The organism is Rathayibacter sp. VKM Ac-2928, from assembly GCF_022815545.1.
Lineage (GTDB): Bacteria > Actinomycetota > Actinomycetes > Actinomycetales > Microbacteriaceae > Rathayibacter > Rathayibacter festucae.
The window spans coordinates 1-23984 of the sequence record NZ_JALGRU010000001.1; the positions used below are offsets into that span (position 1 = coordinate 1).

A 23984-nucleotide genomic window follows, 5' to 3' on the forward strand; every position below is an offset into this window, starting at 1 on the left:
CTTCATCGTTCGACTTGCATGTGTTAAGCACGCCGCCAGCGTTCGTCCTGAGCCAGGATCAAACTCTCCGTAAAAAAATTACGAACACCAACCCCGAAAGGAAGGCACTCAAGTTTGACCTCTAGCAAATAAGACATCATTACTGACATCAATTTCCAAAGGAACCCAACCGGATCACAAGACCCGGACGGGGTTATAAATTTGGCATTGAACATAGTGCACGCTGTTGAGTTCTCAAGAATCGGACACGTCCCGCCTCCACACCTGAAGAGGTGCTTCACAACGGAAGTGATCGAAGATGTTGCCTTAGTCGGAAGACTTCGCTAAGCTGGAGAAGTTGTTCTCTCAGCCGCCGTGGCAACTTGACTAACTTAGCACATCCGCAGGCCGTGTCAAATCCGGCTTCTTCGCGATGCCGTTGCGCTCGTAGGCGCTCCGACGTTGCTCGGTTCCGGACCTGAGTCCGTCGCCGGGCGGCGAAGTTGCTGGATCCGAGGGATCCTGCGAAGGCTTTACATCCGTGCGGCAGACGTGACCCGAAGGACTGTCTTGCCGAGTGGATGGTGCCGAATGAGGCCGGGACGTTGAACCGTGCTCCCTGAGGAGCCCTGTTCTTCCGTTTCCCTGCGGCCTGTGTGGCGACTTGGAATAAGTTACGGCCCGATCCCGGCACTGTCAAACCGGGCCCCCGAAACCGCTCATCCCGGGCGTGTCGCGCTGGGGGTCCTCCCCAGGGCGCGGATGCCCGGACTCTCCACCGACCGAGCGGTCGGCCGTCCGCCGCCCCGGCACTGCTGGCCACAATGGGCCCATGCCTCTCCCCGACCAGCCCCGACCCGTGCTCGCCTCCCTCGAGGAGGCTGTCGCCGTGATCCGCACGGCGGCGTCGGACCGGCGTCTCCTGCTGGTGGGAGTCACCGGATCACCGGGCGCCGGCAAGTCCACGATCGTCGAGCGGCTGCGTGCTCGCCTTCCCGGCGCGCTCGTCCTCCCGCTCGACGGGTACCACCTGCCCCAGCAGCGGCTGCGCGAACTCGGCCGACGTGAGCGGATGGGAGCGCCGGACACCTTCGATGCGGTCGGATTCCTCGGGGCCTTGCAGAGTCTGCGGACCGCGCAGCCGGGCGACACCGTGCGGGTCGCCTCCTTCGATCGCGCGATCGAGGAGCCGGTGCCGGACTCGCTCGCCCTCCCCGTGGGTGAGCGGACCGTCGTCCTGGTCGAGGGCAACTACCTGCTGCTCGAGGACGACGGCTGGGGTGAGGTCGCCGGCCTCCTCGATCTGACGCTGCACCTGCGGGTCGAGCCGACCCTGCGCCGGCGGCGACTGGTCGCGCGGCACCTCCGCTTCGGCAAGACCCTCGAGGAGGCGATCGCCTGGACCGACGGGCCCGACGAGCGGAACGCGGAGCGGATCGAGGCGGCGGGAGCGCGGGCCGACGCGATCCTCGAGGAGGCCGCTCCCCGTGCCGTGCGGATCCTGCACCTCTCGGACACGCACCTGCTCGCCGACCCCGCCGCCCGCTACAACCGCGTCGTCGATCCGCGCGCCGCACTCGACGCGGTGCTCGCCGCCCACTCCGCCGTCGCCGACCTCGACGCCGTCGTGGTGTCCGGCGACCTGAGCGATGACGGCGATGCCGAGTCCTACCGGGTTCTGCGCGCGAGGCTCGAGGAGTGGTGCGCCGAGCGGGATGCCGCGCTCGTGCTCGCCCTCGGCAATCACGACGACCGCGAGGGCTTCGGCTCCGACGGGGCCTGGAACACCGAGGTCGTCGTGCGCGGGGTGCGGATCCTCGTGCTCGACTCCTCCGTTCCGGGCGGAGCGTCCTGGGGACTCCTCGCCGAGCCGACGTTGGCGTGGCTGCGGAATCGAGTGGCCGAGGACCCGGAGACGCCGACGGTCGTGGTGCTGCACCACCCGCCGATCGAGGCGGTCACCCCGCTGCACCGGGGGATGGGACTGGCGAATCCGCACGACTTCTGGGAGGCGGTCGAGGGATCGACGCTCCTGGCGGTGCTCGCCGGGCACTGGCACCACGCCTTCGTCGACACGACCCACCCGGCTCCGGTGGTGGTCGCTCCCGGTGCCGCGAATCGGACCGACGTCCTCGCCGGGCCGCAGCACGAGCGGTCGATCGCCGCATCGGGCTCCGCGATCGTGGAGATCCTGCCGAACGGGGTGCGCGTGACGAGCACCGAGATCGATGCTCCGCACCGGGGCAGCGAGCTCTTCGACGTCACCGGGGAGGTGCTCGCCGACTGGCAGCGACGCCTCGGTTTCCCGGGATGACGCCGTCGCACCGAGGGGTGACGCCCGTCGGACGGGGAAGCGGACGGCGCGGGGCCGCATGCGACAGCCCGCGCCGCCCGCTGCTCGGGGGCGCTCGGTCCGGGGGACCGGGCGGAGGTGCGCGGCACCGGGATCAGCCGGTACCGCGCACCAGGGGGTCAGGCGTGGATGCCGACCTCTTCCGGCGAGACGTCCGCGCCGGGGGCGGAGGGCTCGAGGGCCTCGGCGACGCGCTGCGACAGCGAGCTGTCCACGTTCGCCCAGTACTGGAGCACGCGCTGGCGCAGCTCCGGGCGGGTCACCTTGGAGACGTGGCCGGCGATGTTCGCGACCAGTCGCGCCTTGGCGTCGTCGTCGAGGACGTCGCGGTAGAGCGTGCCGGCCTGGCCGAAGTCGTCGTCCTCGGGGTGCAGGGTCGCCGCGGCCCGCGTGAGCGCGCCGTCGGTCTCCCAGCCGGGGCCCTCCGCCGCGCGGGCGGGGTCGGCGTGCGCGCCGCCCATCGTGTTCGGCGCGTAGACGGGCACCTCGGAGCGCTGGAAGTCGAAGCGCATCGCGCCGTCCTTCGAGTACGAGTGCACCGGCGACTTCGCGGCGTTGACCGGCAGCTGCGCGTGGTTGGTGCCCACGCGGTAGCGGTGCGCATCGGCGTAGCTGAAGATGCGCGCGAGCAGCATCTTGTCGGGGCTGGCCTCGATCCCGGGCACGAAGTTCGAGGGGGCGAAGGTCGCCTGCTCGATCTGCGCGAAGTAGTTCTCCGGGTTGCGGTCGAGGGTCATCGTGCCGACCTCGATCAGGGGGTAGTCCGCGTGCGGCCAGACCTTGGTGAGGTCGAACGGGTTGAACCGGTAGGACTCGGCGTCGGCGTACGGCATGACCTGGACGGAGAGGGTCCACGAGGGGTGGTCGCCGCGGTCGATCGCAGCGGACAGGTCGCGGATGTGGAAGTCCGCGTCCTCGCCGGCGATCTGGTCGGCCTGCTCCTGGCTGAGGATCTCGATGCCCTGGTTCGTCTTGAAGTGGTACTTCACCCAGAAGCGCTCGCCGGCGGCGTTGATCCACTGGTAGGTGTGCGAGCCGAAGCCGTCCATGTGCCGCCACGAGCTCGGCAGACCGCGGTCGCCCATCAGCCAGGTGACCTGGTGCGCCGACTCGGGCGAGAGGGTCCAGAAGTCCCACTGCATGTCGTGGTCGCGGAGGTGGGTGCCGGGAAGGCGCTTCTGCGAGCGGATGAAGTCGGGGAACTTGATGCCGTCGCGGAGGAAGAACACCGGGGTGTTGTTGCCGACGAGGTCGTAGTTGCCCTCGCTCGTGTAGAACTTCAGCGCGAAGCCGCGCGGGTCGCGCCAGGTGTCGGGCGAGCCCTGCTCGCCGGCGACGGTGGAGAAGCGGGCGAGCATCTCGGTCTCGACCCCGGGCTGGAACAGCGCGGCGCGGGTGTACGCGCTGACGTCGCCGGTGGTGACGAAGCGGCCGAAGGCGCCGCCGCCCTTGGCGTGGACGACGCGCTCCGGGATGCGCTCGCGGTTGAACTGCGCGAGCTTCTCGAGGAGGTAGTGGTCGTGGAGCGCGATGGGGCCGTCGGCTCCGACGCTGAGCGAGTGCTCGTCGCTGGCGACGGGGGCTCCGGCATCGGTCGTCGTGAATCGTTCCTCGGTCATGAGTCCTCCTGTCGGCGGAGCGCTGTCTCGCCCTCCGCGGCGGTGATGGCGGGCGCCGGCCGGGTCTCGGCCTGCGCGAGGCAGTCGGGGCAGGTGCCCCAGAACGTGATGTCGGCCGTGTCGATGGCGAAGCCGCTCGACGACGACGGGTGCAGGCAGGGCGCCTGGCCGACGACGCAGTCGACGTCGGCGACGGCGCCGCAGCTGCGGCAGACGACGTGGTGGTGGTTGTCGCCGACCCGGAGCTCGAAGCGGCGGGCGTGACCCTCCGGCTCGATGCGGCGGGTGAGGCCGGCCTCGGTGAAGGCGGCGAGGACGCCGTACACGGCCTGGGCCGAGGCGTCGGGCAGGTCGACGCGCACCCGCGCGAGGATCTGATCGACGTCGGAGTGCGGATGCCCCTCGAGCGCCTGCAGGACGGCCCGCCGGGTCGCGGTGGCCTTGAGCCCGGAGGCTCTCAGCCGGTCGTCCGTCATCGTCATGAGGACAAGGCTACCGAGTTGTGTTGAATAGTTCAAAACAACGGCGCGTCGCGGTGGGTGCGCCGGCGCCGCGTGCGCGTGCTGGCGGGGCGGGTCTCGATACGCCGCTCCGCGGCTACTCGACCAGCATGCGCGGTGCGCTCGCGTCCCTCGCCTTCATGCTGATCGAGCAGCCCGCGCAGCGGGCGTATCGAGATCCACCTGCGTCAGCACGCGCGTCTGCAGACCGCCCTGCTGGGCGCGGTGGGTCTCGATACGCCGCTCCGCGGCTACTCGACCAGCATGCTTCTCGCTGATGGACGAGCCCGCGAAGCGGACCGCTCCTAGGCGACCGGGCCCTCGACGAGGGTGACGGTCGCGGACTGCGAGGTGCCGGCGGCGGTGGTCCAGGTGAGGGTGACCGATTCGCCGGGCTCGCGCTGGGCCAGGTCCGCGGAGAGGGCGTCGCCCGAGGTGACGGCCGTGCCGTCGACCGCGGTGACGACGTCGCCCGCGACGAGACCGGCGGCGGCAGCGGGGGTGCCCTCGATCACGCCGGCGATGACGGCGCCCGCCGCGGTGCTCGCGCCCGAGACGGCTCCGGAGGCGGTGCCCGCCGTCGTGCCGGACGGCAGCGAGACGCCGAGGAAGGCCGGGTAGCCGATCGCGACGGTCGATGTGTCGGCGCCCGCCTCGATCGTCGCGACGATGTCGAGGGCCTTCGAGATCGGGATGGCGAAGCCGGTGATGTCCGCGGTTCCACTGGAGGCGGCGGTGTCGATGCCGACGACCTTCCCGGCCGCGTCGACCAGCGGGCCGCCCGAGTCGCCCGCGACGATGTCCGCGTCGACCTGGATCAGGCCGGTCAGCTTCTCGCCGGTGATGCCGGTCTCGGCCTGGGTGGTGATGCTCTGGCCGAGGGCCTCGACGGTGCCGGCCGCGGCGACCAGGTTGCCGGTGCCCTTCGCGTTTCCGACGGCGGTGACGGCGTCTCCGACCGCGACTCCGTCGGTGTCGAGGGTCGCCGGGGTGAGGCCCGAGGCGTTCTCGAGCTGGAGCACCGCGATGTCGTTCGTCTTGTCGGTACCGACGACGCGGGCGGTGTAGGCCTGCCCGGTGCTCTCGACCGTGACGGTGATGCTGGTGGAGCCCTCGACGACGTGGTTGTTGGTGAGGATCATGCCGTCGGAGGTGAGGATGACGCCGGTGCCGGCGGAGGTCGCGCCCTCGTAGGTGAGGTCGGAGGTGATCGTGACGACGCCGGCGGTCTGCGCGGTGCTCGCGGGGACGGCGTCGGTCGCCGTGGACGTCGAGGTGGAGCCGGAGGTCCCCGAGCCGGTGCCGCCCGAGCCCGAGCCGTATCCGTATCCGTAGGTCGACCCGCTGCCGGAGCCGTATCCCGAGGAGGACCCGCCCGAGTAGGGCAGCACGACGATGCCGCCGCCGAAGGAGCCGCGGGAGCCGCCGGGGTAGACGATGGTGCTGGCGGCGCTCGACGAGGCGGCCGAGGCGGACTCGGAGCGGCCGGCGAGCGAGACGCCGCCCGCGGTGACGCCGATCAGCAGGGCGAGCCCGGCACCGCCGGCGATCAGGGCGCGACGGCGACGGCGGCGGTCGTCGGTCCGGAGCGCCTGGCGCTCCTCGGCGCCGGTGGGGTCCGTCGCGGTGGCAGCGGGCTCACGCTCGGCGCCGTGGGATTCGGGTGACTCGTTCATGATGCGTCCTCGTGGCCGGGGCCGCCCCTGACGGCGACCGGAGTCCATTCGACGACCCGCCGCATCGCGCGGGCTGGACGCTGCCTATGGCGATCCTATGAACCCGGCGCCATCCCCACCTCCGCTTCCTCCCGTCAGGAAATAGTTGTGGCTACAACTGAGTTGGACCTAGCATGACCGGCATGACCACCTCCTCCCCCGACCTGCTCGCCCCCGACACCGTGATGGGCGCGGTCACCCTGCGCGTCGCCGACCTCGACGGCATGGTCGCCTACTACCGCGACGCCGTCCTGCTCGATCTGCTCTCGCAGGACGGCTCGGTCGCGGTGCTCGGCCGCGGCGGCGTCCCGGCGGTGATCCTCCAGCACGCTCCCGAGTTGCGGCACGCGGCCCCCCGCAGCGCCGGCCTGTTCCACACCGCGATCCTCTTCGAGTCGGAGGCGGCGCTCGCCGCCTCCGTGCACAGCGTCGCGACCCGGCACCCCGGCTCCTTCACCGGCAGCTCCGACCACCTGGTGAGCAAGGCGTTCTACTTCGACGACCCGGAGCACAACGGCGTCGAGCTCTACTGGGATCGCGACCGCAGCCAGTGGTCCTGGACGCACGGGCGGATCGAGATGTCGACGCTCTTCCTCGACCCCAACGCGTTCCTCCGGGAGCACCTGACCGAGGAGGCGATCGCGCAGCCGCGGCTCGGCGGCGCCTCGGTCGGCCACGTGCACCTGAGCGTCGGCGACGTCGCGACGGCGAAGGAGTTCTACGTCGACCGGCTCGGCTTCGAGACGACGATCGCCTACGGCGGGCAGGCGCTGTTCGTCTCGGCGGGCGGCTACCACCACCACATGGCGATGAACACCTGGAACTCGCTCGGCGCCGGGCGGCGGCAGCTCGCGCTCGGGCTGGGGCAGGTCGAGATCGTCGTGCCGGCGGCGGACGATCTGGGCGCGCTCGGCGAGCGCCTGCGCAGCGCGAAGGTCGCGACCGCGGACGACGGGCGGACGCTGTCCTTCGAGGACCCGTGGGCGAACACCCTGCGGGTGACCGCGGCGGCCTGAGCGGAAGCACCCGGAGGCCGGCGATCCCGGGACGGATCGCCGGAAAGCCGGGCGGGTACGATGGGCGCGCGGAGATCCGCACAGCCCCTCGAGACTCCGGAGAACACGGTGCCCACGATCGTCGTTGAAGTCATGCCCAAGGCCGAGCTGCTCGATCCGCAGGGGAAGGCCGTCGCCGGCGCGCTCTCGCGGCTCGGCCACTCCGCCGTCACGGGCGTGCGGGTGGGCAAGCGCTTCGAGATCACCGTCGACGAGGTGACCGACGAGGTCCGTGCCTCGATCGCCGCCCTGGCCGACGACATGCTGTCGAACTCGGTGATCGAGGACGTCGTCGGCATCCACTACCCGGAGGCGTGATCATGCGGATCGGCGTCATCACCTTCCCCGGTTCGCTCGACGACCGCGACGCCCAGCGCGCGGTCCGCTTCGCCGGCGCGGAGCCGGTGGCCCTCTGGCACGGCGATCACGACCTCGACGGCGTCGACGCGATCGTGCTGCCCGGCGGCTTCTCCTACGGCGACTACCTGCGCTGCGGCGCGATCGCCTCGCACTCGCCGATCATGCGCGAGGTGATCGACGCGGCGAACGCCGGAACCCCCGTCCTCGGCATCTGCAACGGCTTCCAGATGCTGACCGAGGCGCACCTGCTGCCCGGCGGCCTGATCCGCAACGACGTCGGCTCCTTCGTCTGCCGAGACCAGCGGCTCGTCGTCGAGAACGCCGCCACCGTCTGGACCAGCGACTTCGAGGCCGGCCAGGAGATCACCATCCCGCTGAAGAACGGCGAGGGCGGCTACATCGCCTCGGCCGAGACGCTCGCGGAGCTCGAGGGCGAGGGCCGCGTGGTCTTCCGCTACCTCGGCGCCAACCCGAACGGCTCGATGAACGACATCGCCGGAGTCGCGAACGCGCGCGGCAACGTCGTCGGCCTGATGCCGCACCCCGAGCACGCGGTCGAGCCGGGCTTCGGCCCTGACACCCCGGCCGCGATGCGCTCGGGCGTGGACGGGCTCGCGTTCTTCACCTCCGCGGTGCGCGCGCTGGTCGCCACGGCCTGACGCCCGGCCGCGCTACTCCCGCGCGGCGCGCAGACCTGCGATCTCGCGCGCTGCGCCGTAGAGCGCGAGGACGGCCGCGGCGTGCGCCTCGGGCGCGAAATCGGTGAAGGCGTCCCGGGCCGCCGCGGCCGCCGCGTGGACCGGGGCGCGGTCGCGGCAGAGCCGCTCCAGGTACTCGGCGAAGGCGGTCGGCTCGACGGGCGCGAGAAGTCCCGGGCCGTCGAGGCCCTCCGTGAGGGCCGGGTCGACGTAGAGGACTCCGCGGCCGCCCTGCAGCGCCTCGACCACGACCATCGGCTGATTGTCGAAGCCGGACGAGGTCAGGGCGACGAGGTCGGAGCGGCGGACGGCGTCGCCGATGAGGCGGTTCTCGACGAAGCCGCGGAAGACGACAGCCGGGGACCCCGCCGCGAGCCGGATCGCGGGGGCGAGCGAGGGACCGGTGCCGATGATCTCGACGCGGAGGGCGTCCGGGTCGCGGGCGAGGACCGCGAGGCAGGCCTCGACGAAGGGGACGAGCCGCTTCTCCGGTGCGCACCGGCCGACCCAGAGCAGGCGGAGCGGACCGGAGCCGTCCGGCGCGACGTCGCCGGCGCCGCGTTCCCGGGGGATCACGGTGTTGGGCAGCACCGCCACCCGCGGCAGGCCGGCGCGACGGAGCGCCTCGGCCTGGTGGGCCGAGGGGGAGATCACGAGATCGGGCCGGGCGGCGGCGCTCCGGGTGACGTCGCGGAGGAGCTCGCCGAGGAGGTCGCCACCGCCGCGTCGCGGGCGCGGGCGGTGGCCGGTCACGGCGGCGACGTAGGCCGCGGCGACCGGCGCCAGCAGGCGGCCGGCGCGACCGGGCACCCCGCGCCAGAAGAAGGTGTGCACGGTGGCGACCGAGGGGAGCGACAGCGCCGCGGCGACCTCCAGCGCGGCGACCGCGAGGCCGAACTCGGAGTGGACGTGGACCGCGCCGATCCCCTCCTCGCGGAGCAGCCGCTCGAGCAGGGCCCGGGTGCGACGGGAGTTCCGGACGACCGGCAGCTGCGCGACCGGGATCCGGGGTGCCGGGATCGGGCGCACGTCGATGCCGTCGAGCGGCAGCGTCGTGGCGGAGCGGGGGACGACCAGCAGGACGCGGACGCCCGCCTCCACGAGGCTCCGGCACTCCGCGACCATCGCCGTCTGCGCGCCGCCGGTGTAGTCGAGCGCGTAGTCGCTGACGACCGCGACGGTCGACTGCGCCGCCGGGGGAAACCGAGTACTGCTCATGACCATCGGGCGACGCTAGCAGCGGCCGGCGGGGCGGCTCCGCGGAGGCGCGTCGGGCGGCGCTGGGTGCGGGCGGGCGACACGGGAGGCGCGAAGCTTGCTGCGCGCTGCGCAGCATGCTGGTCGAGTAGCCCCGAAGGGGCGTATCGAGACCCCGCGTGCATGCGGTGGTGGATCTCGATACGCCCGCTGCGCGGGCTACTCGATCAGCATGGACGGCGCCCGCTCCGTGGACCGGTGTCTCGAAGAGGGCGCGCGGCGCAGCCGCTCGATCAGTGAAGAACGGGGTGCGGCGCAGCCCCTCCATCGCGAGCCGGGGCTACGGGCCCGTCAGCACCTCGGGCTCCGGGGTCATCGAGATGGTGGGGATGGAGGCGGTGATCACGGTGCCGTCCGAGCGGCGAGTGCCCTCGATGTCGGAGGTGGTCGGCGCTCCGGTGAGGCGGGGGCCCTGGTGGCCGAGGCCGACGCGGACCGGGTTGCCGGACTCGACGTGCACGCGCTCGCCGCGGACGGTGATCGCCGCGGCGTCGCCGTCCTCGACGGTCAGCAGCACCGCCTCCTGGGTCACCTCGACCCGCACCCGCGTGCCGTGCAGCGCGATGCGGAAGGTCAGGCGGTCCCAGTCGTCGGGGAGGCGCGGGTCGAGCGTGATCCGCCCGCCGTGGTCGCGCATCCCGCCGAAGCCGTAGACCAGGGCGGACCAGACGCCGCCGGTCGAGGCGACGTGGATGCCGTCGGCGGTGTTGCGGTGCAGGTCGGCGAGGTCGACGAACAGTGCCGAGAGGAAGTAGTGCCGGGACAGCTCGCTGTAGCCGACCTCGGCCGCGATGATCGACTGCACGACCGCCGAGAGCGTCGAGTCGCCGGTGGTCAGCGCGTCGTAGTACTCGAAGTCGGCGCGCTTCTGCTCCGCCGTGAACTCGTTGCCCTGCAGCAGCAGCGCGAGCACGACGTCGGCCTGCTTGAGCACCTGGAAGCGGTAGATCACCAGCGGGTGGAAGTGCAGCAGCAGCGGCCGCTTGGACGCCGGGGTGTTCTCGAGGTCCCACAGCTCCTTCTCGAGGAACGCCGCGTCCTGCGGGTGGATGCCGGCGCGCGCGTCGAAGGGGATGTGCATCTTGTCGGCCGCGCGGGCCCACTCGATGACCTCGTCCTCGTCCAGCAGCAGGCGGGCGACCATCCGCTCGTAGGCCGACGGCTCGACGGCCTTCAGCAGCTCGACGGCGCGGGCGGCCGCGCGCAGGTTCGAGCGGGCCATCACGTTCGTGTACAGGTTGTCGTTGACGACGGTCGTGTACTCGTCCGGCCCGGTGACGCCGTGGATGTGGAAGTGGTCGTCGCCGTTGCTGCGCCAGAAGCCCAGGTCGGCCCACATCCGCGCGGTCTCGACGAGGATGTCGATCGCGCCACGGGCGAGGAAGTCGTCGTCGCCGGTCGCGCCCACGTACTGCATCAGCGCATAGGAGATGTCGGCGTCGATGTGGTACTGCGCGGTGCCGGCGGCGTAGTACGCCGACGACTCCTGGCCGTTGATGGTGCGCCAGGGGAAGAGCGCGCCGCGCTGGTTGAGCTCGGCCGCGCGCGAGCGGGCCGCCTCGAGCATGTTCTGACGGAAGCGCAGGGCGTTCCGCGCCACGAGCGGCGCCGTGTAGCTGAGGAACGGGAGGACGTAGACCTCGGTGTCCCAGAAGTAGTGGCCGCCGTAGCCGGAGCCCGAGACGCCCTTGGCCGCGACGCCGCCGCCGTCCGTGCGGGCGGTGGACTGCGCGAGCTGGAAGAGGTTCCAGCGGGTGGCCTGCTGGATCGCCGGCTGGCCGTCGATCTGCACGTCGGAGCGGACCCAGAAGTCGTCGAGCCACTCGCGCTGCTTGGTGAACTGCTCCTCCACCGGGGTCTCGCGGGCGCGGTCGAGCGTGCGGTCGCAGCGGTCGGCGAGCTCGCGCACGGGGACGCCGCGCGACGTGTGGTAGGTCAACGTCTTCACCAGGCGCACCGGGACGCCGGCCTTCGCCTTCACCCGGTAGACGTGCTTGGCGAGGTCGTCGTCGATCTGGGAGGTCTGGTCCCACTCGTTCTCGGTCTCGAGCACGTGCTCGGCACCGCAGGCGACGGTCATCCGGGAGTTGGTGGTGCGGTAGCCGAGCAGATAGCGCGTGCCGCTGACCCGCTTGAGCTGCGGCTGCAGCACGCGGTCCTCGAACGACTCGGCCTTGCGCGGGTCGAAGCCGGCGGCCTCGCTGCCCGAGGGCGCGTGGTACTCGTCGACGCCGTCCTGGCGGTTGAGGATCTGACTCGAGATCAGCACCGAGGCGTCGTGGTCGAGCATCTCGACCTCGTAGTCGAGGATCGCGAGGTGCCGGTCGGTGAAGGAGACCAGGCGGCGCGAGCGGATCAGCACGCGCTTGCCCGAGGGGGTGCGCCACTCCAGCTCGCGGGTGAGCACGCCGTTCGCGAAGTCGAGGCGGCGCGTGTAGGCGAGGACGTCGGCCTCGCTCAGCACGAACGGCTCGTCGTCGACGTAGAGGCGGATGATCTTCGCGTCCGGCACGTTGACGATGGTCTGGCCGACGCGGGCGAAGCCGAACGCCTCCTCCGCGTGCCGGATGGGCCAGGTCTCGTGGAAGCCGTTGATGAAGGTGCCGTAGGCGTAGCCGTCGCGGCCCTCCTCGACGTTGCCGCGCAGGCCCAGGTAGCCGTTGCCGGTCGCGAAGAGCGTCTCGGTGCGCCCCTGCAGCTCGGTGGCGAACTCGGTCTCGATCAGCGACCACTCGTCGACCGGGAACCGGTTGCGGTCGAGCGGGTCGGAGGTGATGGGGTTCATGCGGCGTCCTCGGGGGCGGGGGCGGAGGGGAGGAAGGGGAGCAGCTCGGCCAGGTCGTCGACGACGATGTCGGCGCCGTGCTCGAGGAGGGTGTCGCGGCCGACGCCGCGGTCGACGCCGACGACGAGGCCGAAGGCGCCCGCGCGGCCGGCGGCGACTCCGGAGTGGGCGTCCTCGACGACCACGCACTCGGCGGCGGTCAGCCCGAGCAGCTGCGCGGCGTGCAGATAGGTGTCGGGGGCGGGCTTGCCGGCGATCGCGTCGCGGGCGGCGAGGAGGCCGTCGACGACGACCTCGAAGCGGTCGCGGATCCCCGCGGCCTCGAGCACCGGCACGCCGTTGCGGGAGGAGGTGACGACGGCCACCTCGACGCCCGCGGCGATCGCGGCGTCGACGAGCGCGAGCGAGCCGGGGTACGGGGCGACGCCGTTCTCGGCGAGGGTCTGGTTAAAGGCGTCGTTCTTGCGGTTGCCGAGTCCGCAGACGGTCTCGAGGGCGGGGTCGTCGCTCGGCGAGCCCTCGGGGAGGGTGATGCCGCGCGAGGCGAGCAGCGCGCGGACGCCGTCGTAGCGGGGGCGGCCGTCGATGAACCGGAAGTAGTCGGCGTCGGTGTAGCCCTCGGCGATGCCGCGCGACTCGAGGTACGGCGCGAAGAGACGGGCCCAGGCCTGCATGTGCACGTCGGCGGTGGGGGTGAGCACCCCGTCGAGGTCGAAGAGCAGCGCCTTCGCCCGGCCGAGGGCGGAGGCGTCGGGGCGCGTCGGTGAAGCAGTCACAGCGGGGAGGACCTCTGGTCGGGGCACGGGTGCGGTGGGCTCCGCCGTCGACAGGCCGTCCGCGCGGACACCGGGTATCGTATACGCCCCCCGGTCGCCGTCTGGAACCGTTTACACGTCCGACATCTGCGGGCCCCGGACGGTCTACACGGCGTGTGCGCGCCGGTGCGCGCGGAGTCGTCCGCGGAACGAAGGCCGGACGACCGGATCCGCGCGTTCGCGGGCGATCCCGGGCGCTCGGCCTTCGTTGTGCGGCTCGTCAGGCGGTGTCCGCGAGGGCGTCCCCCGCATCGGGGGTGGCCGCGAGCTGCGAGACGCGGGCGGGGCTGATCCCCAGGGCGGCCGCGACGGCCTCGACGGTGTAGCCGTCGGCGCGGAGGGTGCGGACGGCCTCGCGGCGGAGCGCGCCGGCGTGCCGCAGGGCGGCGCGGGCCGCCTCCTCGGCGCGGGCGCCCTCGTCCCAGATCGCGAGGACCTCGGGCGGAGCCTCGACGCTCACCCGCACGTCCACCTCGGCGATGCCGACGTGCACCGCGGCGAGCTCGCGGGCGGCGGCTGGGATGCCGCGGGTCGAGACCGCGCCTCCGGTCGCGACGATCTCGACGCCGTTCGGCGCGGTCGAGGTCAGCTCGGGGATCTCGATGGTCCACCAGGGAGTGCCGTCCCGGTAGGCGCGGGCCGCGAGGACCCGGGGTCCGCTCGTCATGGTCGGTTCCAATCGCTCGGGGTGTCCGCGAAGACCGCCTGCAGCTGGCGGACGACGCCGGGCGAGACCTCGCCCCGGTGCTGCACGAGGGTGACGGTCGCCCCGCCCTCGGCGGGGCTGCACGTCTCGTGGCTCCCTCTCTGCCGGGTGCGGTTCCACCCTTTCGAGCGGAGGAACCTCGTGACGTCGCGGTACTTCTGCGGCCTGGTCATCAGGGTATTCCAGCCCACCCTGCTGCTCAAGAGTCAGGGTGGGCTTGAACTTCGTGGAGAACGGAGGGATCTCGCGCCTGGGGAGGAGATCCGCGGCGGGCGGTCAGCCGAGGGGCTGCAGGTCGGCCTCGCCCGGGCCGGCGGTGAGGCGGTGCCGGCCGAGCGGGAGCATCAGCGGGGTGCCGGAGGTGGGATCGGTGATGATCCGGCTGTCCAGGCCGAAGACGGCGCGGACCGTGTCCTCGGTCAGGACCTCAGCGGGGGTGCCTGCGGCGTGCACGGTGCCGCCGGCGAGGGCGACGAGGTGGTCGGCGTAGCGGGCCGCGAGGTTGAGGTCGTGCAGGACCATCACGACCGTCGTTCCGCGGTTCCGGTTGAGGTCGACGAGGAGGTCGAGCACCTCGACCTGGTGGCTGACGTCGAGGAAGGTGGTCGGCTCGTCCAGCAGCAGCAGGTCGGTCTCCTGGGCGAGGGCCATCGCGATCCAGACCCGCTGGCGCTGGCCACCGCTGAGCTCGTCGACGGCGCGGTCGGCGAGGGCTGCGGTGTCGGTCGCGTCGAGCGCGGTCGCGACGGCCTCGTCGTCGTGCGCGTTCCAGCGGCTGAGGATGCCCTGGTGCGGATGGCGGCCGCGGCCGACGAGATCGGCGACGGTGATCCCCTCCGGAGCGATCGGCGACTGCGGCAGGAGGCCCAGGGTGCGGGCGAGCTGCTTCGCCGGCGTCCTGTGCACGGCCTTGCCGTCGAGCAGCACGGTGCCGGCGCGCGGCGCCAGCAGCCGCGACATCGAGCGCAGGAGGGTCGACTTGCCGCAGGCGTTCGCGCCGACGATGGCGGTGATCCGGCCGGGCGGGACGACGAGGTCGAGGCCCTCGACGACGGTGCGGTCGCCGTAGCCCAGGGTGAGCGTGTCGACGGTGAGGGTGTGCTCGGCGGTCACAGGGACCCTCCCGATCGGTTGCTGCGGACGATGAGGTAGATCAGGTACGGCGCGCCGAGCACGCCGGTGACGACGCCGACCGGGTAGCGCAGCCCCAGCGCGTACTGCCCGACGAAGTCGGCGACGAGCACGAGCAGCGCACCGACCAGCGCCGACGGGATCAGCAGCGAGCGGCCGGGGCCGACCAGCCGCGCGGCGATCGGGCCGGAGAGGAAGGCGACGAACGCGATCGGGCCGGCCGCGGCGGTCGCGAAGGCGATCAGGCCGACGGCGGCGACGATCACGACGAGGCGGGTGCGGTTCACCCGGATGCCCAGCGCGGAGGCGGTGTCGTCGCCGAGCTGCGTGCCGGAGAGGTCGCGCGAGCGGGCGAGCAGCACCGGGGTGAGGACGACCACGGCGATCAGCACCGGCACGACCTCGCTCCAGCGGGCGCCGTTGAGGCTGCCGGTGAGCCAGCGGCTGGCCTCCTGGAAGTCGAAGGCGGCGGCACGGGAGAGCACGTAGGCGGTGACGCTGTCGAGCATCGCGGCGACGCCGATCCCGATCAGGATCAGCCGGGTGCCGGCCACGCCGCTCCGGTAGGAGAGGGCGTAGACGACGAGCGCGACCAGGAGGCCGGCCGCGATGGCGAGGACCGAGACCTGCGTCGCTCCGAGCGAGAGCGTGACGATGGCGAAGGCCGCGGCGGCGCTCGCTCCGGCGCTGATGCCGATGATGTCGGGGCTGGCCAGCGGATTGCGCAGCATGGTCTGGAAGGCGACGCCGCCGAGGCCGAAGCAGAGGCCGACGAGCACGCCGAGGATCGCGCGCGGCAGGCGCAGGCGCCCGATCGTGAAGGAGGCGCCGGGGACCTGCTCGCCGAGGATCACCCGGACGACCTCGGCCGGCGAGTAGATCGTCTGCCCGACGATCAGGGAGACGGCGAAGACGACGACGAGCAGCGCGACGAGCACGGCGATGACGGCGCGCCGGCGGGCCCCGCGACGGCGGCGGCTCGCCGCGACGGCGAGGGCCGTGGCGGAGGGCGCGGCGGAGCGGGCCGCGGGCCGGGACTGCACGGCGGTCACAGCTCGCGCACCTTCTGCCGGCGGACGATCGCGATGAAGACGGGGGCGCCGATCAGCGCGGTGATGATGCCGACGTCGATCTCGCTCGGCCGCGCGACGATCCGGCCGACGACGTCCGCGCCGATGAGGAGGACCGCGCCGGCGACCGCGGAGAACGGGAGCAGCCAGCGGTGGTCGACGCCGACGATCAGCCGGCAGGCGTGCGGGACGACGAGGCCGACGAAGCCGATCGGCCCGGTGACCGCGGTGGTCGCTCCGCAGAGGACGACGGCGCCGAGGGCCGCCGCGCCGCGGGCCAGCGCCACCCGCTCGCCGAGGCCGGCCGCCAGCTCGTCGCCGAGGGCCAGCGTGTTGAGGCTCTTCGCCGAGAGCACGCAGAGCGCGAGTCCGACGGCGAGGAAGGGCAGGACCTGGCCGATGCTCGCGAAGGTGCCGCCGCCGACGCCGCCGATCTGCCAGGAGCGGATGCCGCCCGAGAGGTCGGCGCGCGGCAGGACGATGGCGCTGATCACCGAGACGAGCGCGGCGGAGGTGGCGGCGCCGGCCAACGCGAGCTTGAGCGGCGTCGCTCCCCCGCGGCCGAGCGAGCCGACCACGTAGACGAAGACGGCGGCGACGGCCGCGCCGCCGATCGCGACCCAGATGAAGCCGGTCGCGGTGGAGAGGCCGAAGAAGACGATGCCGGAGACGACCGCGAGCGAGGCACCGGTGTTGACGCCGAGGATCCCGGGGTCGGCGAGCGGATTGCGGGTGACGCCCTGCATCAGCACGCCGGCGACCCCGAGCGCGGCGCCCGCGACCGCGGCGAGGACGGTGCGCGGGAGGCGCTTGGCGACCGCGGCCTGACCGAAGCCGTCGGTGGAGCCGCCGAACGCGGCGACCACGTCGCTCCAGGCCACATCGCGCGAGCCGATCAGCACCGACACCACTGCGACGCCGGCCAGCACCAGCAGCGAGACGAGCAGCCAAAGGGCGCGCAGACGCCTCGGGCGCCGCACGGCGGCGGCACCCGAGACGGGAGGTGCGGTGAGGGTCACGCGGTCGGAGCTCACGCAGTCGGGCGGGAGTGGATCACTCCGCCTTGTCCGCGGCCTCGGCCAGCATGGCGAGGTAGTCGTCCAGCACGTACGAGATCGACAGCGGGGTCGGGTTCGCGGCGGTGCCGAGCGGCGTGGAGGGCAGGCGGACGATCGCGTCGTTCGCGACGGCCGGGATCTGCGAGAGCAGCGGGTCGGCCTTGAGGGTGTTCACGAGCTCGTCGTCGCCGTAGGTCACGATGACGTCGACGTCGTTGAACGCGTCGGCCTGCTCGGCGCTCTGGGTGAGCGAGAACGCGTCGGTGGTGGCCGAGGCGGTCGCGATGCTCTCGGGCGTGGTCAGGCCGAGGTCCTCGAAGAAGGCCGGGCGGGTGTCGTGCGTCGTGTAGAAGCTGACCTGGCTGAGGTCGGTCGGGTCGACGTGGGTCAGGAACATCGCCGAGGCGCCGGCGAGCTGCGGGTGCGCGGCGACCTTCTCCTCGATCTCGGTCTCGAGCTCGCCGATGAGCGCGGCGCCCTCGTCGGCCATGCCCATCGCCTCGCTGTTGAAGGTGATGGTGTCGCGCCAGGAGGTGCCCCAGGCGGTCTCGGGGTAGGCGACGACGGGCGCGATCTCGGTCAGCGTGTCGTAGTCCTCCTGGGTGAGGCCGGAGTAGGCGGCGAGGATCACGTCGGGCTGGGTGTCGGCGACGGCCTCGAAGTCGATGCCATCGGTCTCGTCGAAGAGGACGGGGGTCTCGCCGCCGAGCTCCTCGAGCTTCTCGGACACCCAGGGGAGCAGTCCGTCGCCGTCGTCGTCGCCGAAGTTCGCGGCGGCCATGCCGACCGGGACCACGCCGAGCGCGAGCGGGACCTCGTGGTTGGCCCAGTTGACGGTCGCGACGCGCTCCGGCTGCGACTCGATGGTCGTGGTGCCGAGGGCGTGCTCGATGGTGATCGGCTCGAAGCCGGAGTCGGCGGTGTCGGAGCCGGCCGCGGCGGACGAGCAGCCGGCGAGGCCGACGGTGAGCAGGGCGGTCGCGACGAGCGCGAGCGACTTGGTGGCGCGGGGCATTGTTCCCTTTCGGAAGGCTGTGGTCGTGGCGCGCAACGAGCGACGGACGCCGTGCACTAAGGACAGCCTAACCAAAGAATGTGCAGGTTCTCAGCCGGAAAGGGCTGGGGCGTCCTTACCTCAGGCCGTGACGAGCTTCTCCACGGTGCGGAGGTTCCGTGTCGTCGTGGTCGAGCGGAAGACCGCGCGGGCCAGGATCTTGGCGGCCGGCGTGTCGGTGGAGGAGCCCTTCGGGCAGCGCCAGTAGAGGACGCCGTCGCCGCGGGCGAGCAGCTCGACGGCCGGGTCGGTCGCGCCGACCGCGGACTCGGCGGCGTCGAGGGCGGCGGAGTCGGAGCCGAAGACGACGTAGGGGTGCGCGGTCTCGTCGATCCGCTCGAACGGGTAGGCGGCCGCGGCCGCGGCGAGCGCCTCCTGCGTGACGAGGACGATCCAGGCGTCGTAGCCGAAGCGCTCGCCGAGGGCCGCCTCCAGTGCGGGCTTCAGCTCGGCGGGGTCGCGGTCGGAGTCGAAGGCGGCGTTGCCGCTGGCGAGCACGGTGCGGACGGCCGTGCCGCCGACGCTCGCGACGGTGGCGGCGAGGTCCGCGCTGCGGACGGTGCGGCCGTTGACGTTCACTCCGCGGAGGAGGGCGACGAGGCGGGTCATGCCGCCGACGGTAGCGTGGCGGGATGGCGCGCGGTGGACGGATCTTCGGGGGCGGTGCGGGGCGGGCGGGATCGGACACGGGCTCGGACACGCTCGAGGCGGCGATCCTGCGCGCGAGCGCCCGTGGGCCCGGCGCGCGGACCCGGGCGGAGATCGTGCCGCCGTCGGGGCGGCACCTCGTGCTGCCGTCCACCTCGGGGACCGTGCTCGCCGTGGACGTCGACGCGCTGGTGGCGCTGGCCGCCTCGGAGGACCTGCTGATCGCGCTGGAGCGGCGGCCCGGCGACTTCGCCGTGGCGGCGACTCCGCTGCTCTCGTGGTGGTCGGCGGACGAGACGGTGCCGGACGAGGAGACGGAGCGACGGCTCGACGCGCGCGCGCTCGCCGCGGTGACGCTCGGGCCGGGTCCCGGGACGGATGTGGAGTCGCGGCTGCGCGGGCTCGTCGCGCGGGCGGACGTCGACGGGCTGGCCGCGGCGCTCGCGCTGCTGGCCCGGGTGCCGGATCCGCCGGCCGCGTTCCAGGACGCCGACGGGTTCTGGCGGCTGATGGTGCCGGAGGCGCCGTTCGAGCGGCGGCTGCTGCTGGCGCCGGCGGTCGAGGCGCCGGCCGAGCGGGTGCTCCTGCTGCTGCGCGACTGCGCCTTCACGGCGACGCTGCCGCGGCGACGCGCGGTGATCGCGGCGGCCTGCGCGCAGGTCGTGGCGGCGGCGCCGGACCCCGGGGCGCTCGCCGCACTGGCGGAGGCCGTCGACGACGCGCTGGAGAAGCGCTGGCGCGCGCTCTGACCCACCTCGGGCACGCATCGAGCGACCGCCGCTCCGGCGCCCGGAGCACCCGCGCAGGCCGGGTGCCTAAGCTGGACGGATGTCCCTTCCCGGTCTCGAATTCCGTCGCTTCCCCGCCGCCCTGACCGCCGAGGGCGGACCCGACGCCGCCACGGCCGCCTGGGGCACCGCGATCAACGCGGGCTTCCACGAGAAGGAGTACACGCCGGAGCAGTGGCGCGACTGGGCCGAGCACATGGTCGCCGACCAGCGCGAGCTGACCGCGGTGCACGACTCCGCCTCCCCCGAGGGCATCGACGGCGAGTCCGTCCCCGTCGCCACCTACGCCGCGTTCCCCGGCTCGCTGCAGGTCGGCCGCGGGCGCGAGCTCGCCGCGCACCTCGTCTCGCAGGTCACCGTCCGGGCCACGCACCGCCGCCGCGGGATCCTCCGCGCCATGATCACCGACGACCTGCGCCTGGCCCGCGAGTCGGGCGCCGCGGTCGCCGTGCTCACCGCGAGCGAGGCCTCGATCTACCGCCGGTTCGGCTTCGGCCGCTCGGCCTTCACCCGCTCGATCCGCGTCGACACCGGCCCGCGCTTCGCCCTCCAGGTCGAGCCGGCCGGCCGCGTCGAGGTCGTCGCGACGACCTGGCTGCAGTCGCGGGTGGAGGAGGTCTTCCGCGCCTTCCACGCGCGCACCCCCGGCTCGCTGACCCGCCAGTCGCGCTACGCCGCGAACGCCGTCGGCACCGAGCCCGGCGAGACCGCGCCGGGCCGCGCCGTCCGCTCCGCCGTGCACCTCGACGCCGACGGACAGCTCGACGGCTACGTCACCTACAAGGCCGTCGGGCCGGACGAGGACGACCGCACCCTCGAGGTCGTCGACCTCGTCGCCGCGACCGCCGACGCCTACCTCGGGCTCTGGGGCTTCCTCGGTGCCGTCGACCTCGCCTCGACCGTCACCTGGGACATGGCGCCCGTCGACGACCCGCTGACCTGGGCCCTGCGCGACGCGCGCGTCGTGGAGGTGACGAAGGTCGCCGACCTGATCTGGACCCGCGTGCTCGACGTGGCGGCGGCGTTCGGCGCGCGGCCGTGGACGAGCGACGGCACGCTGGTGCTCGCGGTCCGCGACGAGCTCGGCCTCGTCGACGGCACCTACCGCATCACGGTCGAGGGCGGCGAGGGCCGCGTGGAGCGCAGCGACGACGCGGCGACCCTGTCGCTGGACGTCGCCGACCTCGGCACGCTGCTGCTCGGCTCCGCCCGCCCGTCCACGCTGGCGCGGGCCGGCGCGGTGACGCTGGCGGAAGCGGACCACGAGGGCGTCGACCGCTTCTTCTCGCCGATCGCGGCGCCGTACTGCATCTCCTTCTTCTAGGCCGCGCGCAGGGGGAAGCCCTGCTGATCGAGTAGCCCGCGAAGCGGGCGTATCGAGATCCATCAGCGCCGGAACGGGGGTCTGCAGGCCTGCCCTTCTGAGGACGACGGGTCTCGATACGCCCCTGCGGGGCTACTCGACCAGCATGTGGCGGCGCGGCCGCGTCCCTTCGACCAGCATGCAGAGTCCGGGACTCGCAGGGTCCTCCGGGTGTCCCCGCAACCGCGGTCGGTCATGCTGGAGGATCCCGACCCGCGAGGAGTTCCGCATGGGCGCATCCGTGATCGTCGACGCCGTCGTCGTGCTGAGCCTCATCGGCGCGCTCGTCGACGGCCTGCGCCGCGGCTTCCTCCGCACGCTCGGCGGCCTGGCGGGCGTGGTCGCCGGGGCGATCGCCGCCTCCTTCGCCGTTCCCGCGGTCTCCGCCTGGGCGGCCGGCAGCGAGTGGCGGCTGCTCGCCGTGATCGGCACCGCGGTGCTGCTGCTCGGCGTCGGCTACGCGATCGGCGCGACCATCGGCGCCGTCTTCGGCCGCGGCGCCGACAAGGTGAAGCTCGGCCTCCTCGACCGCCTCGCCGGAGGGGTCGCCGGCGTCGCCATCACCGGGCTCGTCTGGATCGCCGTCACCTCGGCGGTCTCGCTGCTCGGCGTGCCGCTGGTCACGACCTCCGTCGCGGGCTCCACCGTCATCCGCACCATCGACGACCTCACGCCCGACCCGGTCCGCGGCTTCCTCGCCCAGCTCCAGTCGACCGTCGTCGACGAGGGCACCTCCTGGATCGTCGAGGCCCTCGACGCCCCGACCGAGGCGCCCGTCATCCCCAGCGTCGCGACGGACGACCCCGAGGTCGCGACCGCCGCCGATTCGGTCGTGCGCGTCTCCGGCACCGCCTGGGCCTGCGACGTCGGCGTCACGGGCAGCGGCTTCGTCGTCTCGGACGACCGGGTGGTCACCAACGCGCACGTGGTTGCCGGAGTCTCGCAGCCCGTGGTCGAGGCGCCGAACGAGCCGCCGCGCACCGGCCGCGTCGTCTACCTCGACGCCGCCGCCGACCTCGCGGTCATCGCCGTCGACGGGCTCTCCGCCGCGCCGCTCGCCCTCGACGACGCGGTCCTGGCCGGTGACGACGGCGTGGTGGCGGGCTACCCGTTCGGCGGACCGCTGACCCTCGGCGCCGCGCAGATCTCCTCCGACGCCACCGTCTCGCTGATGGTCGACGGCGCGCCGACCTCGCGCGAGGTGCTGACGCTCGCGGCCCTCGTCAACCAGGGCAACTCCGGCGGACCGCTGCTCTCCCTCGACGGCACCGTCTCGGGCGTGGTGTTCGGCAAGGCCGCCTCGGTCGACAACGTCGGCTACGCGATCCCGCTCTCGGTGCTCGGACCGGTGGCCGCCGAGGCGCCGTCGCTGACCGACACGGTCGATTCCGGGCCCTGCCGCTCCGCCTGAGCGCGCACTCCCGCGCACAACATCAGCTGAGAAGGGGGTCCCTCGCCCCACAGCGGAGGCACCCCCTTCTCAGCTGATGTTGTGCTGCGCATCCGCGCACACCCCGGTCACTCCGCCGGCAGCGGCCCGTCCGTGAGCACCAGCCGCAGCTCGTCGAGCTGCACCACGGTCGGATCGGTCGCCAGGTACTCCTCGACCCGCGGATCCAGCGGGAAGCGCGCCGACTCCTCGATCGCGATCGCGACGATCCCCTCCGACGCCGGATCCGTCGTGTACCGATCGCCGATGTAGGGCACGTAGACCCCCGACGACATCCCCTGCACCAGCACCAGCCCGCCGTCGAGCCCGCGCTCGTGCAGCGCGCCCGCCACCCGCGCGATCCCGGTCGGCCGCTCCTGCGCGATGCCGACGGAGGTCGCCGCCGCGATCACCAGCGAGGCCACCAGCAGCAGGACACCGACCGGCCGCGCGATCCGCCACGGCAGCACGAGCCCGTCGCGCAGCGCCTCGGCGATCCCCACCCCGGCCAGCACGCAGAGCAGCCACGCCCACGCCACGTAGTAGTGCGGCAGCGCGACCGCGCTGATCAGCAGGTGGAAGACCAGCAGGAGCAGCGTCGCGCCCGCCAGGTACAGCACCAGCGCCCGCCGCCGCGGCGCGAGCAGCGCCAGCAGCCCGCCGAGCACGAGCACGGCGAGCGCCGCCGGACCGACGCCCGACAGCATGAACCAGAGGTTCGCCCACCACGGCGGGAAGCGGTACGGCGCCCCCGCGACGTCGATCATGTGCCCGCTCGCGTTGTGCTCGCTCTGGAAGTCGAGCAGGTAGCGGATCGCCTCGACCGGGTGCACCGGCAGGTAGGCGAGCACCGCGGTCACGAGGAAGGCGAGCGCGAAGGCCGCGAAGCCCCGGAGCGCCCGGCGGAAGTCGCCGATCAGCAGCAGCGGCACGAGGAACACCGGCGCGAGCGCCAGGGTCGTCAGCTTCGAGGTGACCGACAGCGCGAAGAGGACGCCGGCGAGTCCGATCAGCCCGCCAGTGCGCTCCCCCGCCGCCCCGCGTCGCGCCCAGGCCCAGGCGGCGGCCATCGCGGCGACCGCGAAGAGCACCATGAACGGCTCCAGGAGCGCGAGCCGGTCGATCCGGGTGCCGCCGGTCGCGGTGGTCCGCGGGAAGAGAAGGAACAGGCCGGCCGGGATCAGCGCGAGGACGGTGCCGAGCTCGCGCTTCAGCCAGAACCAGAGGATGACGCCGGTGAGGAGGGTCGCCGCGCCGGCCGCGATCCGCCCCGCGAGCAGGCCCTCGCCGAGCACGACCTGCGCGAGTCCGATCAGGTACTTCGCGGTCGGCGGGTGCTCGAGATTGGGCGTCATGTCGCCGTGCAGATAGCTCCAGCCGGCGGAGAGGTAGACGGGCTCGTCCGAGGAGACGTTCGCGGCGCCGAGGTTGCCGAAGCACTGCCAGAGCGCCCAGAGGAGGGTCGCGAGGACGGCCGCTGACCGCGCCGTGCCGGTTCCGCGTGTCGTGCCGACGGCCCGCGCCGTCTCGCTTCCGCGCGCCGTGCCGATCCCCCGCTCCACCCGGCCGATCCTAGGCGGTGCCCGATCGACGGGCAGGAC

21 protein-coding genes and 1 rRNA gene are annotated in these 23984 nt (G+C 72.9%); 7 read left to right on the forward strand and 15 right to left on the reverse strand.

The window, feature by feature from the left end:
• Positions 1–74, reverse strand: a 16S ribosomal RNA gene (locus MT350_RS00005); the annotation flags it as partial.
• A gap of 737 nt (positions 75–811) precedes the next feature.
• Here MT350_RS00005 and MT350_RS00010 point away from each other — a divergent pair.
• Positions 812–2293, forward strand: coding sequence for a metallophosphoesterase (locus MT350_RS00010; RefSeq protein ID WP_243615201.1), 1482 nt, complete (start codon positions 812–814; stop codon positions 2291–2293).
• 158 nt (positions 2294–2451) lie between these two features.
• Here MT350_RS00010 and MT350_RS00015 read toward each other — a convergent pair whose 3' ends face one another.
• From MT350_RS00015 to MT350_RS00025, 3 genes are all read right to left on the reverse strand, one after another.
• A complete protein-coding gene (locus MT350_RS00015; RefSeq protein WP_243615202.1) occupies positions 2452–3951 on the reverse strand; it encodes a catalase in 1500 nt (499 codons plus the stop codon).
• Positions 3948–4433 (reverse strand): Fur family transcriptional regulator, encoded by a 486-nt coding sequence (locus tag MT350_RS00020; RefSeq protein ID WP_185019989.1) that lies wholly within the window; start codon positions 4431–4433, stop codon positions 3948–3950. Before MT350_RS00020 ends, MT350_RS00015 begins: the two co-directional genes overlap by 4 nt.
• A 323-nt stretch (positions 4434–4756) precedes the next feature.
• Entirely contained in the window at positions 4757–6127 is a 1371-nt protein-coding gene (locus tag MT350_RS00025; RefSeq protein ID WP_243615203.1) for a S1C family serine protease, read from the reverse strand.
• 182 nt (positions 6128–6309) lie between these two features.
• Here MT350_RS00025 and MT350_RS00030 point away from each other — a divergent pair, with 182 nt between their 5' ends.
• From MT350_RS00030 to purQ, 3 genes are all read left to right on the forward strand, one after another.
• The gene (locus MT350_RS00030) at positions 6310–7182 is read left to right on the forward strand and encodes a VOC family protein (protein ID WP_374206622.1); all 873 of its coding nucleotides are present in this window, start codon (positions 6310–6312) and stop codon (positions 7180–7182) included.
• A 108-nt stretch (positions 7183–7290) separates the two neighbouring features.
• Positions 7291–7539 (forward strand): phosphoribosylformylglycinamidine synthase subunit PurS, encoded by a 249-nt coding sequence (gene purS, locus MT350_RS00035; protein WP_123447082.1) that lies wholly within the window; start codon positions 7291–7293, stop codon positions 7537–7539.
• 2 nt (positions 7540–7541) lie between these two features.
• Complete coding sequence (purQ, locus tag MT350_RS00040; protein WP_123447083.1) at positions 7542–8240, forward strand: phosphoribosylformylglycinamidine synthase subunit PurQ; 699 nt, start codon at positions 7542–7544, stop codon at positions 8238–8240.
• A gap of 12 nt (positions 8241–8252) precedes the next feature.
• Here purQ and MT350_RS00045 read toward each other — a convergent pair whose 3' ends face one another.
• From MT350_RS00045 to MT350_RS00090, 10 genes are all read right to left on the reverse strand, one after another.
• Positions 8253–9497: a glycosyltransferase family 4 protein gene (locus MT350_RS00045; RefSeq protein ID WP_243615205.1), complete on the reverse strand. Its 1245-nt coding sequence runs from the start codon at positions 9495–9497 to the stop codon at positions 8253–8255.
• A 319-nt stretch (positions 9498–9816) separates the two neighbouring features.
• Positions 9817–12321, reverse strand: coding sequence for a glycoside hydrolase family 65 protein (locus MT350_RS00050; RefSeq protein ID WP_243615206.1), 2505 nt, complete (start codon positions 12319–12321; stop codon positions 9817–9819).
• Positions 12318–13097: a beta-phosphoglucomutase family hydrolase gene (locus MT350_RS00055; RefSeq protein WP_308197453.1), complete on the reverse strand. Its 780-nt coding sequence runs from the start codon at positions 13095–13097 to the stop codon at positions 12318–12320. The genes MT350_RS00050 and MT350_RS00055 overlap by 4 nt, the downstream gene beginning before the upstream one ends.
• Before the next feature lie 259 nt (positions 13098–13356).
• Complete coding sequence (locus tag MT350_RS00060) at positions 13357–13803, reverse strand: hypothetical protein (protein WP_243615207.1); 447 nt, start codon at positions 13801–13803, stop codon at positions 13357–13359.
• Entirely contained in the window at positions 13800–14015 is a 216-nt protein-coding gene (locus MT350_RS00065; RefSeq protein ID WP_243615208.1) for a type II toxin-antitoxin system HicA family toxin, read from the reverse strand. The genes MT350_RS00060 and MT350_RS00065 overlap by 4 nt, the downstream gene beginning before the upstream one ends.
• Before the next feature lie 103 nt (positions 14016–14118).
• Entirely contained in the window at positions 14119–14955 is an 837-nt protein-coding gene (locus tag MT350_RS00070) for an ABC transporter ATP-binding protein (protein WP_243615209.1), read from the reverse strand.
• Entirely contained in the window at positions 14952–16025 is a 1074-nt protein-coding gene (locus MT350_RS00075; protein ID WP_374206623.1) for a FecCD family ABC transporter permease, read from the reverse strand. The genes MT350_RS00070 and MT350_RS00075 overlap by 4 nt, the downstream gene beginning before the upstream one ends.
• Positions 16022–17062 carry an iron ABC transporter permease gene (locus MT350_RS00080; protein ID WP_243615210.1) on the reverse strand — a complete coding sequence of 347 codons (1041 nt, stop codon included), beginning with the start codon at positions 17060–17062 and terminating at the stop codon, positions 16022–16024. The genes MT350_RS00075 and MT350_RS00080 overlap by 4 nt, the downstream gene beginning before the upstream one ends.
• 34 nt (positions 17063–17096) lie before the next feature.
• A complete protein-coding gene (locus MT350_RS00085; protein WP_243615211.1) occupies positions 17097–18116 on the reverse strand; it encodes an iron-siderophore ABC transporter substrate-binding protein in 1020 nt (339 codons plus the stop codon).
• 120 nt (positions 18117–18236) lie between these two features.
• Positions 18237–18764, reverse strand: coding sequence for a DUF1697 domain-containing protein (locus tag MT350_RS00090; RefSeq protein ID WP_132437439.1), 528 nt, complete (start codon positions 18762–18764; stop codon positions 18237–18239).
• Positions 18765–18787: 23 nt separating this feature from the next.
• Between MT350_RS00090 and MT350_RS00095 the strand changes: the two genes are divergently transcribed.
• The 3 genes from MT350_RS00095 (at position 18788) to MT350_RS00105 (ending at position 22365) form a co-directional block, all read left to right on the forward strand.
• On the forward strand, positions 18788–19552 hold the full coding sequence (locus tag MT350_RS00095) for a DUF2254 family protein (RefSeq protein WP_243615212.1): 765 nt from the start codon (positions 18788–18790) through the stop codon (positions 19550–19552).
• 79 nt (positions 19553–19631) lie between these two features.
• Entirely contained in the window at positions 19632–20915 is a 1284-nt protein-coding gene (locus MT350_RS00100; RefSeq protein ID WP_243615213.1) for a GNAT family N-acetyltransferase, read from the forward strand.
• A gap of 268 nt (positions 20916–21183) precedes the next feature.
• Complete coding sequence (locus MT350_RS00105; RefSeq protein WP_243615214.1) at positions 21184–22365, forward strand: MarP family serine protease; 1182 nt, start codon at positions 21184–21186, stop codon at positions 22363–22365.
• A 107-nt stretch (positions 22366–22472) separates the two neighbouring features.
• Here the strand turns inward: MT350_RS00105 and MT350_RS00110 are convergent, their stop codons facing one another.
• Positions 22473–23945 (reverse strand): glycosyltransferase family 39 protein, encoded by a 1473-nt coding sequence (locus MT350_RS00110; RefSeq protein WP_243615215.1) that lies wholly within the window; start codon positions 23943–23945, stop codon positions 22473–22475.
• Between the last annotated feature and the right edge of the window lie 39 nt (positions 23946–23984).

Bases quoted from the DNA above. Each gene is read 5' to 3' on its own strand.
- MT350_RS00010 (WP_243615201.1), top strand. From the start codon at position 812: ATGCCTCTCCCCGACCAGCCCCGACCCGTGCTCGCCTCCCTCGAGGAG.
- MT350_RS00015 (WP_243615202.1), bottom strand. From the start codon at position 3,951: ATGACCGAGGAACGATTCACGACGACCGATGCCGGAGCCCCCGTCGCC.
- MT350_RS00020 (WP_185019989.1), bottom strand. From the start codon at position 4,433: ATGACGATGACGGACGACCGGCTGAGAGCCTCCGGGCTCAAGGCCACC.
- MT350_RS00025 (WP_243615203.1), bottom strand. From the start codon at position 6,127: ATGAACGAGTCACCCGAATCCCACGGCGCCGAGCGTGAGCCCGCTGCC.
- MT350_RS00030 (WP_374206622.1), top strand. From the start codon at position 6,310: ATGACCACCTCCTCCCCCGACCTGCTCGCCCCCGACACCGTGATGGGC.
- purQ (WP_123447083.1), top strand. From the start codon at position 7,542: ATGCGGATCGGCGTCATCACCTTCCCCGGTTCGCTCGACGACCGCGAC.
- MT350_RS00045 (WP_243615205.1), bottom strand. From the start codon at position 9,497: ATGAGCAGTACTCGGTTTCCCCCGGCGGCGCAGTCGACCGTCGCGGTC.
- MT350_RS00050 (WP_243615206.1), bottom strand. From the start codon at position 12,321: ATGAACCCCATCACCTCCGACCCGCTCGACCGCAACCGGTTCCCGGTC.
- MT350_RS00060 (WP_243615207.1), bottom strand. From the start codon at position 13,803: ATGACGAGCGGACCCCGGGTCCTCGCGGCCCGCGCCTACCGGGACGGC.
- MT350_RS00065 (WP_243615208.1), bottom strand. From the start codon at position 14,015: ATGACCAGGCCGCAGAAGTACCGCGACGTCACGAGGTTCCTCCGCTCG.
- MT350_RS00085 (WP_243615211.1), bottom strand. From the start codon at position 18,116: ATGCCCCGCGCCACCAAGTCGCTCGCGCTCGTCGCGACCGCCCTGCTC.
- MT350_RS00090 (WP_132437439.1), bottom strand. From the start codon at position 18,764: ATGACCCGCCTCGTCGCCCTCCTCCGCGGAGTGAACGTCAACGGCCGC.
- MT350_RS00095 (WP_243615212.1), top strand. From the start codon at position 18,788: ATGGCGCGCGGTGGACGGATCTTCGGGGGCGGTGCGGGGCGGGCGGGA.
- MT350_RS00100 (WP_243615213.1), top strand. From the start codon at position 19,632: ATGTCCCTTCCCGGTCTCGAATTCCGTCGCTTCCCCGCCGCCCTGACC.
- MT350_RS00105 (WP_243615214.1), top strand. From the start codon at position 21,184: ATGGGCGCATCCGTGATCGTCGACGCCGTCGTCGTGCTGAGCCTCATC.